This is a genomic window from Streptomyces sp. NPDC031418, assembly GCF_055581605.1.
This window is the reverse complement of sequence record NZ_JBVIJC010000013.1, coordinates 51225-65589: the sequence shown is the minus strand read 5'-3', so window position 1 is coordinate 65589 and position 14365 is coordinate 51225. Positions and strand designations below refer to the sequence as shown.

The window sequence follows — 14365 nt, the reverse complement described above, 5'->3', positions numbered from 1 at the left end:
AAGGAATCCCCGTCGAAGGAGTCCTCCAGCTCCGGCTCGGGCTCCGCGCCCGCGCCCTCCTCCAGTGCGGAGACCTCGTCGGGCGCACCGGCCTCGCGGAGCCTGCCGGCCTCGGAGAGCGCGCCGGAGTCGCAGAGCGCGCCGGGGTCGGAGCAGGCCCCCGCTTCGCCCGGCGGCGAGGCACCCGGCGAGTCCCAGGGCGGCTCGGCGCCGGGCGGCTGAGCGGTCCGGCGGTGTGAGCCGCCGCACTGTGCGCGGTGGGCGAACGCCTCAGGGGACTGCCGGGCCCGGCTCGGGGTACAAGGACTGCTGCAATGGCGATCGGCCGTACCGGGAGTTCCGAGAGAGACAGCATGACCAAGGACCTGGGCGGGACAGTGATACCGACTGGTTTCGACGTACCCGTGGAGCCGCTGCGGCGAGCGGCGCATTACACCGGTGAACCCGGTTGCATCGCCGAGGCCCGGGCCTTCGCCGCCCGGTTTCTGGAGCAGCTGCGCACCGAATGGTGTGCCCACGTCGGCTCACGGGCCGACGGCGAGCTGCTCCTGGTCGTGAGCGAGCTGGTGACCAACGCCGACCGGCACAGCAACGGCCCGTACATCCTGGAGCTGGAAGGCACCGACCGCGCCGTCACGGTGTACGTGTACGACAGCAGCAGCACCCTGCCCCGCCGCTACCCCAAGGACCCCCGGCGCGTCGGGCGGCACGGTCTGGAGATCGTGCACGCGCTCGCCTCCGAGGTCACCGTGGAGCGGGTCCCCGTGGGCAAGCGCGTGCGCGCCCGCTTCGAGCTGACGCGCTGAGCGCCCGGCCGCCGGCTGCGGGGCGCCGCCGCGGCCCGCGCCTCTCAGGGCCCGCCGCCCCGTCAGGCGCAGCGGGCCCCTCACATCAAATCCAGTCAGATCCAGCCGGCCCGTCAGGCGCAGCCGAGTTCGCCGAGCATGCCCTCGCGCAGCCGTGTGATGATCCGCTTGATCAGCCGCGACACATGCATCTGGGAGCAGCCCAGCCGTTCGCCGATCTCCGCCTGGGTGGCCTCCTCGACGAACCGCATATGGATGATCTGCCGGTCCCGTTCGCTCAGCTCGGCCATCAGCGGCGCCAGTGCGTGGAAGTCCTCGACCAGCCGCAGCCCCTCCTCCTCCACGCCGATGAAGTCGGCGAGCACGGCCTCGCCGCCCTCGGGTCCGTCACCGGTGAGCGCGGCGTCCAGGGAGGCGGAGTGGTAGCCGTTGGAGGCGAGCTGGGCCTCGACGACCTCCTTCTCGGAGAGGTTCATCAGCGTGGCCAGCTCGGTGACCGTCGGGTCCCGGTCCAGCCGGCTGGACAGCTCCTCGCGGGCCTTGGCCAGCTCCACCCGCAGTTCCTGGAGCCGGCGCGGGACGTGCACCGCCCAGGTGGTGTCCCGGAAGAACCGCTTGATCTCGCCGACGATGTACGGCAGCGCGAAAGAGGTGAACTCGACCTCGCGGGCCAGCTCGAACCGGTCGATGGCCTTGATCAGACCGATCATGCCGGTCTGGACGATGTCCTCCATGTCGTCGCCCCGGCCCCGGAACCGCCCGGCGGCGAACCGCACCAGCGACATGTTCATCTCGATGAGGGTGTTGCGCGCGTACTGGTACTCCGGCGTCCCCTCCTCCAGCTCGGTCAGACGGCGGAAGAACTGGCGGGACAGCTCGCGGGCGTCACGGGGGGCCACGGAAGCGGGGTCGGCGATGCCAGGCAGTGACCCCGCACCCGTCCCGTCCCGCTCGGTCTCCTCGACGACCTCTGCTGCCGGCCGGATCGCGGCGGTGTTCATTACCTCTCCCACAAAAGTCACGTTTCCCACGAAAGTCATGGTTCGGCGATTACCCCGAGTACCCGCAACCCGGCGATTCACGCCGGTCCGCGGGCTCTCGCACAGGGCGGGTACCCGCTGTGACGGTCCGCATGCGGGTGGATTTCCCTCACGGCGCAATCCGTACGTCTGCACCGCGCCCGGCCCGGCTCCTACGCTGACCGGGTGAGCAACCAGACGAGCACCTCAGCCCGAGTGGTCCCCCTGCGCCCGGCCGCCCGCCCGGAGGAGCCGGCGCCCGCGCCCCGCGAGCCCCTGTGGCGTGATCTTGTCGGCGAGGTGCTGCGCCGCGAGCGGCTGGCGCAGCAGCGCACGCTCAAGGAGGTGGCGGACGCCGCCCGGATCTCGCTGCCCTATCTGTCCGAGGTGGAGCGCGGCCGCAAGGAGGCCTCGTCCGAGGTCCTCGCGGCCGCCGCGCAGGCCCTCGGCCTGGGCCTCGGTGACCTGCTGTCGCTCACGCAGGGCGAGCTGACCCGGCGCACGACGCCGGCCCGCCGTGCCACGAGGGCCCCGCAGCGGTCGTACCAGGGACTCTGCCTGGCCGCCTGACCGGCCCGGCCGGGTCACCCGGACGGACTGTCCGGCGGCCCGGCCGATGAGTTTCCCGGCGAGGACCGGTCGACACTGGTGACCGTACGACGACATCCGGGAGCGCTCATGACCACCGACGGTTTCACCACATGTCTCTGGTTCGACGGCCAGGCGGAGGAGGCCGCGCACTACTACGTGTCGGTCTTCAAGAACTCCCGCATCGAACGGGTGGGCCGCCACACGGAGGCCGGCCCCGGCCCGGCCGGCTCCGTGCTCGCCGTGGAGTTCACCGCCAACGGCCAGAAGTTCGTGGCCCTCAACGGCGGCCCGCAGTTCACCTTCAACGAGTCGATCTCGTTCCAGATCCACTGCGCCGACCAGCAGGAGATCGACCACTACTGGAACAGGCTCACCGAGAACGGCGGCGAGGGCGGCCCGTGCGGCTGGCTCAAGGACCGCTACGGCGTCTCCTGGCAGGTCGTCTACGGCCGTCTGATCGACCTCATCAGCGACCCGGACCAGGAGAAGGCCGCCCGCACCATGCGCGCCATGATGGCCATGGGGAAGCTCGACGTGGCCGCCCTGGAGCGGGCGTACGCGGGCGAGTAGGACGGATGGAGCCGCACCCCGCGGGGTGCGGCTCCATCCCGAGCCTCGCGCTCCTGCCCCGGCACCCGCGCCGGCGGCCGGCCCCGGCTCAGACCCGGTCGGCCGCGATCAGCAGGTACTGGAAGCTGCCGTTGCGATAGGCGTCGAGGAAGGTGTCCTCGATGCCCGTGACCAGATGGTCGGCCTTTTTGCGCAGCTCCCAGTAGGGGATGGCGGCTGCGGTCAGGTCCTCCACGTGGACCGGCACCAGACGGTTGGCGGCCAGCGCCCGGAAGTACGCCGAGCGCGGGTGGATGTCGCAGATGTAGTGGGCGTTGATCAGGGACACCTCGCGGGAGGCCTGCCCGTAGGTGTCGTTGTAGCACCCGGTGATCACCACATACCGGCCGCCCCGGCGCAGCAGCCGCGCATGCTCGGCGAAGAGCAGGTCCAGCTCGACGTACATGGTCGACTCGTTGTTCCAGGAGGCCGCGTAGGCGCCCGTCGGCAGGCCGGTGTCGAGCATGTTGCGGTGGTGGTAGCGCACCTTGTCGTCGATGCCGCGCGCACGCGCCTGGTCATTGGCGAACCCGGCCTGCTTGGCGGAGATCGTCACGCCGTCGGCATGACAGCCGTACCGCAGATGCGCCACGACACTGCCGCCGCCCCGGCCGCAGCCGGCGTCGAAGACCCGGTCGGCGGCGGAGAGCGGTCCGAGATGGGAGGCGAGCAGCTCGGCCTGGGCGTGTTCCAGGCGGTGCAGCTCGGCGGTGATGCGCCGGCTGCGCCGGTCGGGATCGGGCTCGTCGAGCACCGAGAGGTCGGCCTCGCCGATGCCGTAGTGATGGTGGTACAGGTCGTCGATCCTGCCGAGTTCCAGGTTGACCGGGTTCTCCTCGGCGTTCCAGTACTCGGCGACCCGGCTCTGGTAGGTGGACTGGGCGGGGACCGGAACCGGCGTGGTCCGGGCGGCGGGGACGGTGGTCAAGGGTGGCTCCTTCTCGCACATGTGACGGCGTTCCGGCGGCGGTTACCAGTAGTCGGGCAGGTGGTAGCGGTGGGTGTTGGTCGCGTGCCACTCGTGGTTGCCCGCCACCCAGGCCGCGAGCCCCTGGACATAGCGCTCCACGAGCGGTGAGGTCGCCGACAGCAGGGCCGACTCCTCCTCGAAGGCCGACATGATCCGGTTGTGGATCTCGACCGACCGCAGATAGGCGGCCTTCAGCCCGCACCGCTCGGCGGCGGCGACGACCTGCGGCAGGTTCAGATGCGTCGGGTCGCTCGCGAGTTCCTTGGTGAAGGAGTACAGGTCGTTGACGATCGTCGTCGCGTTGCAGGCCAGGGCGGTGATCCGCTGGATCTCCGGGCGGGCGTAGACCTGCTCGGGCAGCTCGTAGCCGTCCACGGCGTCGACGATCGACAGACACGGACGGAAGTTGTTGAACTGCCGCATCACCAGGTACTCCCAGACGCGCGGCGCGTACCGGGTCTCCGCCCAGGCGGCCTCGGCCAGATAGCCCAGGTGCAGCCGGGCGATGTCGTGCACGAACCGGTCCGTCTGGCTGGGCGTGGCGAACACCGCGAAGTCCCGCAGGGCGAGGTGGTACGAGCGCAGCGGACCGTCCGCCCGCACCCCGCGGCGCCATTCCTCCTCCAGTTCGGGGATGCCGTGATACGGATCGAGCGCCGACTGGGCCATGATCAGCCGGGCACCGAGCCCACGGTGCGACCCCCCGCGGTCCTCGTCCTCCTCGCAGTAGCAGTTGTCCACGATGTTCTCGGCGAGCAGCAGCTTGCCCGCCACGGTGAGGCGCTCGAGGTCGGCGGCGCCCGGATGCTGGAGCACCACCGCCCGGCCGAACTGGAAGCCGCTGAAGTCCCCCTGCCAGGCCGCCGGGAACAGGTCCTCCGCGCGGGCCCAGGCCTCCAGCCGCCGGTCGATCTCGCGCACCTTCTCCGGGTCGGCGGGGACCGGGGGCCGGTACAGCAGCCCGGGGATCGCGCCCCCGCGCCGGGAGCGCAGACTGCGGGCGAGGTTGGGCGGTCCCGGCAGTGCGGAGGCGGTGACAGAAGTGCTCATACGGTGCTCCGTGCCGTCACGCGGGAAGTGGTCGGAATCGTCACTCGGGCACCCTGCCGATCTGGACGTTCTCCAGGATCCCGGCCGCGTCGGGCACGAGGATGGCCAGCGAGTAGTACGCCGTCACCAGGTAGTTGATGATCGCGGCCGTGTCGATGCCCATGAACCGCACGTTCAGCCCCGGCTGGTACTCCTCCGGGATGCCCGTCTGGTACAGGCCGATCACGCCCTGGTCGGCCTCGCCGGTGCGCAGCGCGATGATGCTGCTGGTGTGGTCGTCGCTGACCGGGATCTTGCTGCACGGGAAGATCGGCACACCGCGCCAGGCCGGCACCTCGTGCCCGTCGACGCTCGCCGTGCCGGGCACCAGCCCGCGCCGGTTGCACTGCCGGAAGAACGCGGCGATCGCCTTGGGATGGGCGAGGAACACCTTGGTCTTGCGCCGCATGGACAGCAGCTCGTCCATGTCGTCCGGGGTCGGCGGCCCGGTGAAGGTGCTGATCCGCTGCCCGTAGTCGACGTTGTGCAGCAGCCCGAACTCCCGGTTGTTGACCAGCTCCCACTCCTGGCGCTCGCGGATCTCCTCGACCGTCAGCCGCAGCTGCTGCGCGGTCTGGTCCATGGGGTCGTTGTAGAGGTCGGCGACCCGGGTGTGCACCCGCAGCACGGTCTGGGTGAGGGACAACTCGTACTCGCGCGGGGCGAGTTCGTAGTCCACGAAGCCGCCGGGCAGGGTCTGCTCGCCGACATGGCCGGCCTGCACCGGCACCTCGGCCTCACCCTTGCGGTTCATGGGCCGGCGCTGCTGCTCGACATAGGCCCGCAGATGCGCGGCCAGCGACGGCACCCGCTCGATGAACTCCTGGACCACGCCCCAGGGCAGGGCGAGCACCACGCCCGCCGTCTCGGCCCGCACCGAGCCGAGCCACAGCGGGTCGGGCTGGCCGACCGCCTCGTCGCCCATCTGGTCGCCGTCGGTGACGACCCCGGTGATCTCCTCGTCGCCGTACTTGCCGGTGGTGTAGCGGGTGAACCGGCCGTGCACGACCAGGTAGGCCTCGGTGACCGGCTGCCCGGCCTCGAAGAGCACCTGCCCGGCGCGCACCTCACGGGGCTGGAACCGGCCGGCCAGCTCCCGCAGCACGTCGGTGTCGGGATAGCCGCGAAGGATCGGCAGTTCGGTCAGCGTCTCCGGGATGACCCGGATGTCGTCGGCGCCGTTCTGCTCGAAGTGCACCCGGCCGCGGCCGGTGCGCAGTTGCAGCCGCCGGTTGACCCGGTAGGTGCCGCCCCTGACGTCCACCCAGGGCAGGCTCTTCAGCAGCCAACGGGAGGTGATGGCCTGCATCTGCGGTGCGGACTTGGTGGTCGTGGCGAGCTGGCGTGCCGCATGGGTGCTCAGACTCGTGGCCCGCTCGGCGCCGGGCGGGCCGGGGGCGGGTTCGTCGACGGTGGACCCGATGGCGCTGTCCGGTGTGGACACATTCCCTCCAGCAGTGAAGGAAGAGGCGTGACTGGATCGGTCGATGGGATGCCGGATGGCGGTGTGCGCTCCGGGATCAGCCAAACAGGCCCGATGATCTCCCGGTACGGCGCGAAAGGGGCGCTTTCGCTTCCGGACGGCGCAGAACCACCGACGGTGGCACCGGGTCCGGCCGGGTGCCGCCATGCGCCGGTCCGCGGCCCTCGGACCCGGGTTTCGGGCCGCCTCAGGACCCCGGCCACCCCCTCGCGCACACGTTCGCCGAGCGCCCCGTCCGAGGGGTGACTAGCGTGAAGAGCGGGATGAAACGCCTCAGGGGGGACGATCCGCGCCGTCGGCGGGTCTTCCGCCCGGGACCGACCAGGAGGGCCGGGAGCATGGCCGTACCACCCGAAGGAACGCCCTGCTGGGCGGATGCGATGTTCAGCGACGTCGAGGGAGCCAAGCGGTTCTACGGCGACGTCCTCGGCTGGACCTTCGGCGAGTCCTCGTCGGAGTACGGCAACTACACACAGGCCTACGCCGACGGCAAGGCGGTCGCCGCGGTCGTCCCGCCCATGCCCGGCCAGGAGGGCCAGTCGGCGTGGTGCCTGTACTTCGCCTCGCCGGACGCGGCCGCCACCGCCGCGAAGATCCGGGACAACGGCGGCGAGGTGCTGATGGAGCCGATGAAGGTCGGCGACTTCGGCACCATGTGCCTGGCCCGGGAGCCCAGCGGAGCCGTCTTCGGCGTGTGGCAGGCGGGCACCCACGAGGGCTTCGAGGCGACCGGGACACCGGGGGCCTACTGCTGGGCGGAGGTCTTCACCCGGGAACCCGAGAAGACCGACGGCTTCCTGGCCGGCGTCTTCCGCTACCGGATGAAGGACATGCGCGACGAGACGGTCGACTTCCGCCTCTTCGACGTCGGCGAGGACACCGTCCTCGGCCGGATGCGGATGACCGACGACTTCCCGCCCGAGGTGCCGTCGTACATCAACGTCTACTTCACCGTGGCCGACTGCGACGCGGCCGTGGCGCGCGCCCGCGAGCTGGGCGGCATTCTCCGCTTCGGCCCGATGAGCAGCCCGTTCGGCCGGTTCGCCGCGCTCACCGACCCGCAGGGCGCGAACTTCTCGGTGATCGACATCACCACCACCGAGGGCGAGCGGCCCGAGGTCGTGGAGGTCTGACCGGGCCCGGACCGGCGGGCGGCGCGGTCATGGCATGATCGGGCGTATGCGTGAACGTGTGGTGGCCGCGTGCGACGGGGCTTCGAAGGGAAACCCGGGACCGGCCGGATGGGCGTGGGTGGTCGCGGACTCCGACGAGCGGACCCCCGCCCGCTGGGAGTCCGGCCCGCTCGGCCGGGCCACCAACAACGTCGCCGAGCTGACCGCCCTGGAGCGGCTGCTCGCCGCCGTCGACCCGGATGTGCCGCTGGAGATCCGGATGGACTCCCAGTACGCGATGAAGGCCGTCACCACCTGGCTGCCCGGCTGGAAGCGCAACGGCTGGAAGACGTCCGCCGGCAAGCCGGTCGCCAACCAGGACCTGGTGGTCCGCATCGACACCCTGCTCGACGGCCGCTCGGTCGAGTTCCGCTATGTCCCGGCCCACCAGGTCGACGGCGACCCGCTGAACGACTTCGCCGACCGCGCGGCCAGCCAGGCCGCCTCCGTGCAGGAGGCGGCCGGCAGCGCGCTCGGCTCGGCGGTGCCGCCGCCCTCGCCCGACACCCCGAAGGCGTCCGCCCCGCGGGCGAAGGCGCCCCGGCGCACCGGCGGCGCGGCCTCCTCGCGCACCATCAAGGCGAAGTTCCCCGGCCGCTGTCCGTGCGGCCGCTCCTACGCGGCGGGCGAGAAGATCGCCAAGAATGCGCAGGGCTGGGGTCACCCGGAGTGCCGTACCGCGCAGGCCTGACCGGCCCGGGGACCGGTCAGCGGTCGAAGGTGTAGAACTTCGTGTGGTCCAGCAGGTCCGCCGGGCGCACGTCGTTCCACGGCTTCATGGTGTCCTCCAGGTCCACCACGTCCGGTGTGCCGCCCGTGGGCACATAGCCCGCGTCCGGGTGCCGCCGCTGCCACTCGGCCCACAGCTTGTCGATGAAGGCGTGGTGCAGCCAGAACACCGGGTCGTTGGGGGAGACCCCGGTGGCCATCTGCCCGCCGACCCAGACATGCACCCGGTTGTGCAGATTGACCCCGCGCCAGCCCTCGAGATGGTTGCGGAAGCCGTCCGAGGCACTGTTGTACGGCGCCATGTCGTACGTCGCCATCGACAGCACCGACTCCACCTCGGCGGGCGTCGGCAGCTCGCGCACGGCCGTGCCGAGCGAGCGGCGCAGGAACGTACGGCCGTCGACGCGTATGTTCATCGGCCAGTTCCCGGAGGTCGCGGCGAACGGGCCGTCCATCACCCGGCCGTCCGTGCTGCGCCCGGTGCCGCCCAGGAAGTCCGGCGCCCACAGCGAGGCACGCACCGTGCGGTCGGTGCTCCAGTCCCAGTACGGCAGCGCCACCGAGGAGTCCACCGACTGAAGGGCCTGCTCGAAGTCGAGCAGGAATCTGCGGTGCCAGGGCAGGAAGGAGGGGGAGCGGTGGCCGGTGCGCTCCCCGGAGTCGGTGTCCGACATGATGAAGGCGTTGTGCGTGCGGACGAACTCGTCGTAGCGTCCGCTGCGCTTGAGCTCGAGGACGGCGGCGACGAACCGGCGCTTCTCGTCGGCGGTCAGGGCGGCCTGGTTCTTGCGTACGGTCATGGTGCGTGGTGCTCCGGAAGTCCTTGCGGGGGCGGTCAGTTGGTGGGCATCGACATCTGCATGGGCACCAGCGGGGCACCCTGGAGCTCGTCCACCGCGGCGCGGGCGGCGGCGCGCGGGGTGGGCACCGGGTCGTAGTGGCTGACGACACTGATCCAGGTGCCGTCGGCGTTGCGCATCACGTGCAGCGGCATGCCGTCGATCAACACCTCGTATCCGCCGCCGTGTTCGTGGTGGTGGCCGCCGTCCATCGCCATCGGCCGGCCCTGTATCCGGCGGCCCCGGTAGACCTCGTCGAACGTGTCCGAGCGGGGGTGCTCGTGGCCGGCCGCGGCCGTGGCGGCGGGGGCGAGGACGGCGGCGGCCGAGGCCGTCGCGGCGAGTGCGGCCGCGGCGGTGAGCGCGCGGCGGCGGGTGATCTGTGGCATGCGGATCCTCCTCAACGGGTGGTGCGGTGGTGACGTCGCATGCCTATCGGGAGGTCGGCGAAACGGAGAAATCCCCCGGAACGGGTTGGCTGTGATCCGGACAATTAACCACATGTCGTACAGTGTTGAACCAAGTTGATCTTGCTGTGCCGATCTGCCGATCTGCTCCGGAACGGGGAATTCCTTGCCCGTCCGCCCGGCTTTCCGGTGATCTTTCGCGCGGACGGCCCGTCCGAGTGGCGTGGCTCACGACGTCAAACTGGCGCGATCGGACGACCCTCCTTCCCCTGCTACTGTGCGGTGCCGATCGACCACATCGAGTGACTGTCAGGGGTGTGCACGTGAAGGTCGTCTGCGTCGGAGGCGGGCCCGCGGGCCTGTATCTCGCCATCCTGCTGAAACGGCAGGACCCGTCCCGGGACATCACCGTCCACGAGCGCGACCCGGAGGGTTCGACCTACGGCTGGGGCGTCACCTACTGGCACGGCCTGCTCGACCGGCTCCGGGCGCACGACCCCGAGTCGGCCCGGGCGATCGAGGAGCACTCCGTCCGCTGGAGCGAAGGCGTCGCCCACGTACGGGGACTGACCACCCGTCACCGCGGCGACGAGGGCTACGGGATCGGCCGGCACCGGCTGCTCGAGCTGCTCGCCGACCGGGCCCGCGCCCTCGGTGTGCGGCTGGAGTACGAGAGCGAGATCACCGAACCGCCCGCCGACGCGGACCTCGTCGTGGCCGCCGACGGTGTGCACAGCGCCCTGCGCCGCCGGCACTCCGGCCGCTTCGGCACCGAGATCGCCTCGGGACGCAACTCCTTCGTCTGGCTCGGCACCACCAAGGTCTTCGACGCCTTCACCTTCGCCTTCACCGAGACCGAGCACGGCTGGATCTGGGCCTACGGCTACGGCTACAGCGAGGAGCACAGCACCTGCGTCGTCGAATGCTCCCCGCAGACCCGCACCGGCCTCGGCCTGGACCGGGCGGACCGCAGCGAGGGGCTCGCCCTGCTGGAGAAGCTCTTCGCCGGCGTCCTCGACGGCCACCCCCTCATCGGCCGCCCCGGAGCCGGCTGGCAGACCTTCCGTACCGTCACCAACCGCAGCTGGCACCACGGCAACCTGGTGCTGCTCGGCGACGCCGCCCACACCACCCACTACTCCATCGGCGCCGGCACCACCCTCGCCCTCGAGGACGCCATGTGCCTGGCCACCGCCCTGACCGAGCACGCCACCCTGCCCCAGGCCCTCGCCGCCTACGAACGCCGGCGCAGGTCCGAGCTGCTGTCCGCGCAGAGCGCCGCCCGGTACAGCGCCCAGTGGTACGAGAACCTGCCCCGCTACATCGACCTGCCCCCGCACCGCATGTTCGCCCTGCTCGGCCAGCGCCACTCGCCGCTGCTGCCGTACGTCCCGCCGCAGCTGTACTACGGCCTCGACAAGGCCGCCGGACAGCTCGAGGTCCTGCGCCGGCTCAAGCGCTGGCTCGGCCCCCGGGCGGCCCGCGCCCTCCAGCACGCCCGCTCCACCGCCGGCCGCAGCTGACCGACGGACCGGCTCCCCACCCCCCACACCCCGGAAGGGATCCCCCCCGCATGGCCGTACCCACCGCCTTCGACCACACCTCGTCCGGCTACAGCCTGGAACGCGCCTACTGGCTGGCCCGCGCCGCCGAACTGGCCTACAAGGACCGGGCCGTCATCGAGGACCAGGCCGCCCAGTGGGGCTTCGACCAGGTCCGCCACCACGAGACCCGCTTCACCCCGCCCTTCCCGTTGCAGGACACCCAGGCGTACACGCTGGCGAGCGACCGCATGATCGTCACGGCCTTCCGGGGCACCGAACCCGCCCAGATCAAGGACTGGCTCTCCGATGCCACCACCCCGCCCTGGCCCGGCCCCGGCGGGCACGGATACGTCCACCACGGATTCGCCGAGGCCCTGGAATCGGTCTACCCCGACGTCCACGACACCCTCCAGGAGCTGCGCACCGACGGCCACACCGTCTACTTCACCGGGCACAGCCTCGGCGGCGCCCTCGCCATGCTGGCCGGCGCCCGGCTCTACCTGGAGCAGCCGCACCTGGCCGCGGACGGCGTCTACACCTACGGTCAGCCGCGCACCTGCGACCGGCTGCTCGCCGAGGCCTTCCACAAGGGTTTCGGCGGCCGCATGTACCGCTTCGTCAACAACAACGACATCGTCCCCCAACTCCCGCCCGAGCCGGCCTTCACCCACGTCCGGGCACTGCGCTACATCGACTCCCACGGCAAGGTGCACGAGTCCATGCCGATGCTGTCGGCCCTCGGTGACCGGGCCAAAGGGCTGACCGCCGACGCCTTCGCGCCCGCCTCCGACGGCATCCGCGACCACTTCATGGGGAACTATCTCCTGGCCCTGGAGAAAAACCTCGTCTGACGGTTCTCACGCCGGCACGAAAAGCCGGGGGCGCACACATTAAAGCGTTGGTGAATGACCATTCACCCGTTAGGGTGAATGGTCATTCACCTCGCCGCCCATGTGCCGTCCGCAGGAGAACCGATGGAGCACCCCGCACCGATACCCCCGCCCGCAGTCAAGCCACCCCGGCTGCGGGACCGGCTGACCATCCCGGTGCTGGCCTCGGGCGGCATCCTCATGGCGATCATGCAGACCGTCGTCGTCCCCCTGCTCCCGGCCCTGCCCCGGCTCACCGGCGCCTCGGCCGCCGCCGTCTCCTGGATGGTCACCGCCACCCTCCTCTCCGGCGCCGTCCTCACCCCCGTGCTCGGCCGGGCCGGCGACATGTACGGCAAACGCCGGGTGCTCATCTCGGCACTCGTCCTGATGACCGTCGGCTCCGTGATGTGCGCCCTGACCTCCGACATCGGGGTGCTCATCGCCGCCCGCGCGCTCCAGGGCGCGGCCGCCGCCGTGGTCCCGCTCTCCATCAGCATCCTGCGCGACGAACTCCCGCCCGAGCGCCGGGGCTCGGCGGTGGCGATGATGAGCTCCACCGTCGGCATCGGCGCCGCCCTCGGCCTGCCGCTCGCCGCACTGGTCGTGCAGTACGCCGACTGGCACACCATGTTCTGGATGACCAGCGCACTCAGCGCCCTCGGGGTCGCGGCGACCTGGTGGGCGGTCAGCGAGTCACCCGTGCGCGAGCCCGGCCGCTTCGACGTGCCCGGCGCGCTGGGCCTCGCCGCCGGGCTGGTCTGCCTGCTGCTGGGCGTGTCCCAGGGCGGCACCTGGGGCTGGAGCAGCCCCCGGGTGCTCGGGCTGTTCCTCGGTGCCGTCGTGGTCCTGGCCGGCTGGTGGTGGCAGCAGCTGCGCGCCGAACGGCCGCTGGTCGACCTGCGGCTGGTCCGCCGACCCCAGGTGGGCCTGTCGCATGTGGCCGGGCTGCTGGTCGGATTCGCCTTCTACGCCAACTCCCTGGTCACCGCCCAGCTCGTGCAGGCCCCGAAGGCCACCGGCTACGGCCTCGGCCTGTCGCTCGTGGAGACCGGTCTGTGCCTGCTGCCCGGCGGCATCACCATGCTGCTGTTCTCCCCGCTGTCCGCCCGGATCTCGGCCGCGCGCGGTCCCCGGATCACCCTCGCACTGGGCGCCGCCGTCATCGCCTTCGGCTACGCCGTCCGCATCGCCGACAGCCGCGAACTCTGGATGATCATCCTGGGCGCGACCGTGGTGACGGCCGGTACCACCCTCGCCTACTCGGCGCTGCCCACCCTGATCCTGCGGGCCGTCCCCGCCGGTCAGACCGCCTCCGCCAACGGCGTCAACGTCCTCATGCGCACCATCGGCCAGGCCACCTCCAGCGCGGCCGTCGCCGCCGTCCTCGTCCACCACAGTAGCGCCGTGGCCGGCATCCCCGTACCCACCCTGAACGGCTATCTGCTCGCCTTCGCGATGGCGAGCGCCGTCGCCCTCACCGCCTGCGTGGCCGCCCTGGCCATCCCGGGCGACGGTCCCCGCGGCCGCCACCGGCGTGTCCGGAACACCCGGAGCACCCGGGGCGCCCGCGACGCGGCGCTGGAGGGAACATGAGGAGCGTGAGCACCACCCCGCCCCGACCCGGTACGACCGCCCCCGCCCGCCGCGACGCCGAGGCCACCAAGGCGGCGATCCTGAAGGCGTGCCGGTATCTGCTGACCCGCCACGCGCACGCCGACATCACCCTCAAGGCCGTAGCCGAACGAGCCGGTGTCAGCCCGCCGTTGATCCTGAAGTACTTCGGCAACAAGGACAACCTGTTCGCCCGCGTCATGTCCTTCGACACCGACGCCGACGACCTGCTGGACGCCCCGCTCGACGCCCTCGGCCGGCACATGGTCCGCCAGGTGCTGACCAGCCAGCGCGAGCGCGGCACCGATCCGCTGCTGCGCATCACCTTCGCCCCGCTGCACGGAGACCTCGGCGACCTCCTGCGCGCCAACTTCCGCGCCCAGGTGACCGAGCGCCTCGCCGCCCGGCTGACCGGCCCCGACGCCGGTCTGCGCGCCGAACTGGCCGTCGCCGCGGTGGTCGGCGTCGGAGTGATGTACGGCATCGCCCGCGGACCGCACCTGCACGGGGCCGACACCGACGCCCTCGCCGACCGCTACGGCCCGCTCGTCCAGCAGCAGCTCACCCCCGGCACCCGGGCCGCTCCCGCCGTGTGACGCACCCCCGCGCACGGGTACTCGTGCC

General features: G+C 71.5%; 15 protein-coding genes. 9 read left to right on the top strand and 6 right to left on the bottom strand.

The genetic code is table 11. The features are described 5' to 3' along the window. The first annotated feature begins 353 nt into the window (after positions 1-353). On the top strand, positions 354-806 hold the full coding sequence (locus ACZ5CZ_RS20855) for an ATP-binding protein (protein WP_385841074.1): 453 nt from the start codon (positions 354-356) through the stop codon (positions 804-806). Positions 807-919: 113 nt separating this feature from the next. Here the strand turns inward: ACZ5CZ_RS20855 and ACZ5CZ_RS20850 are convergent, their stop codons facing one another. After that, a complete protein-coding gene (locus ACZ5CZ_RS20850) occupies positions 920-1807 on the bottom strand; it encodes an RNA polymerase sigma factor SigF (RefSeq protein WP_385841073.1) in 888 nt (295 codons plus the stop codon). Positions 1808-2011: 204 nt separating this feature from the next. On the opposite strand from ACZ5CZ_RS20850, the gene ACZ5CZ_RS20845 reads away from it, so the two are divergent. Both ACZ5CZ_RS20845 and ACZ5CZ_RS20840 read left to right on the top strand, forming a co-directional pair. After that, complete coding sequence (locus ACZ5CZ_RS20845) at positions 2012-2395, top strand: helix-turn-helix domain-containing protein (RefSeq protein ID WP_468944760.1); 384 nt, start codon at positions 2012-2014, stop codon at positions 2393-2395. Positions 2396-2503: 108 nt separating this feature from the next. Continuing rightward, on the top strand, positions 2504-2986 hold the full coding sequence (locus ACZ5CZ_RS20840) for a VOC family protein (protein ID WP_385841071.1): 483 nt from the start codon (positions 2504-2506) through the stop codon (positions 2984-2986). 88 nt (positions 2987-3074) lie between these two features. Here the strand turns inward: ACZ5CZ_RS20840 and ACZ5CZ_RS20835 are convergent, their stop codons facing one another. From ACZ5CZ_RS20835 to ACZ5CZ_RS20825, 3 genes are read right to left on the bottom strand one after another with little or no spacing between them, the layout of a single operon-like run. Beyond that, positions 3075-3953 carry a geranyl diphosphate 2-C-methyltransferase gene (locus tag ACZ5CZ_RS20835; protein WP_385841070.1) on the bottom strand — a complete coding sequence of 293 codons (879 nt, stop codon included), beginning with the start codon at positions 3951-3953 and terminating at the stop codon, positions 3075-3077. Positions 3954-3995: 42 nt separating this feature from the next. Beyond that, positions 3996-5045, bottom strand: coding sequence for a family 2 encapsulin nanocompartment cargo protein terpene cyclase (locus ACZ5CZ_RS20830; protein WP_468944755.1), 1050 nt, complete (start codon positions 5043-5045; stop codon positions 3996-3998). Between the two features lie 40 nt (positions 5046-5085). Beyond that, the gene (locus tag ACZ5CZ_RS20825) at positions 5086-6528 is read right to left on the bottom strand and encodes a family 2B encapsulin nanocompartment shell protein (RefSeq protein WP_385841068.1); all 1443 of its coding nucleotides are present in this window, start codon (positions 6526-6528) and stop codon (positions 5086-5088) included. A 377-nt stretch (positions 6529-6905) separates the two neighbouring features. On the opposite strand from ACZ5CZ_RS20825, the gene ACZ5CZ_RS20820 reads away from it, so the two are divergent. Then, positions 6906-7700 carry a VOC family protein gene (locus ACZ5CZ_RS20820; protein WP_468944752.1) on the top strand — a complete coding sequence of 265 codons (795 nt, stop codon included), beginning with the start codon at positions 6906-6908 and terminating at the stop codon, positions 7698-7700. A gap of 34 nt (positions 7701-7734) precedes the next feature. Continuing rightward, on the top strand, positions 7735-8430 hold the full coding sequence (locus ACZ5CZ_RS20815; protein ID WP_468944749.1) for a ribonuclease H family protein: 696 nt from the start codon (positions 7735-7737) through the stop codon (positions 8428-8430). 16 nt (positions 8431-8446) lie between these two features. On the opposite strand, the gene melC2 is transcribed toward ACZ5CZ_RS20815, so the two are convergent. Continuing rightward, positions 8447-9268: a tyrosinase MelC2 gene (melC2, locus tag ACZ5CZ_RS20810; RefSeq protein ID WP_385841065.1), complete on the bottom strand. Its 822-nt coding sequence runs from the start codon at positions 9266-9268 to the stop codon at positions 8447-8449. Positions 9269-9303: 35 nt separating this feature from the next. After that, a complete protein-coding gene (melC1, locus tag ACZ5CZ_RS20805) occupies positions 9304-9696 on the bottom strand; it encodes an apotyrosinase chaperone MelC1 (RefSeq protein WP_385841064.1) in 393 nt (130 codons plus the stop codon). A gap of 335 nt (positions 9697-10031) precedes the next feature. Here melC1 and ACZ5CZ_RS20800 point away from each other — a divergent pair, with 335 nt between their 5' ends. The 4 genes from ACZ5CZ_RS20800 to ACZ5CZ_RS20785 all read left to right on the top strand — a co-directional run bounded on the left by ACZ5CZ_RS20800 (position 10032) and on the right by ACZ5CZ_RS20785 (position 14337). Further along, on the top strand, positions 10032-11237 hold the full coding sequence (locus ACZ5CZ_RS20800) for an FAD-dependent monooxygenase (protein WP_385841063.1): 1206 nt from the start codon (positions 10032-10034) through the stop codon (positions 11235-11237). 50 nt (positions 11238-11287) lie between these two features. Continuing rightward, complete coding sequence (locus ACZ5CZ_RS20795) at positions 11288-12109, top strand: lipase family protein (protein ID WP_468944745.1); 822 nt, start codon at positions 11288-11290, stop codon at positions 12107-12109. Positions 12110-12232: 123 nt separating this feature from the next. Then, the gene (locus ACZ5CZ_RS20790; RefSeq protein ID WP_468944743.1) at positions 12233-13723 is read left to right on the top strand and encodes an MFS transporter; all 1491 of its coding nucleotides are present in this window, start codon (positions 12233-12235) and stop codon (positions 13721-13723) included. After that, on the top strand, positions 13720-14337 hold the full coding sequence (locus ACZ5CZ_RS20785) for a TetR/AcrR family transcriptional regulator (RefSeq protein WP_385841060.1): 618 nt from the start codon (positions 13720-13722) through the stop codon (positions 14335-14337). The genes ACZ5CZ_RS20790 and ACZ5CZ_RS20785 overlap by 4 nt, the downstream gene beginning before the upstream one ends. Positions 14338-14365: the final 28 nt, after the last annotated feature.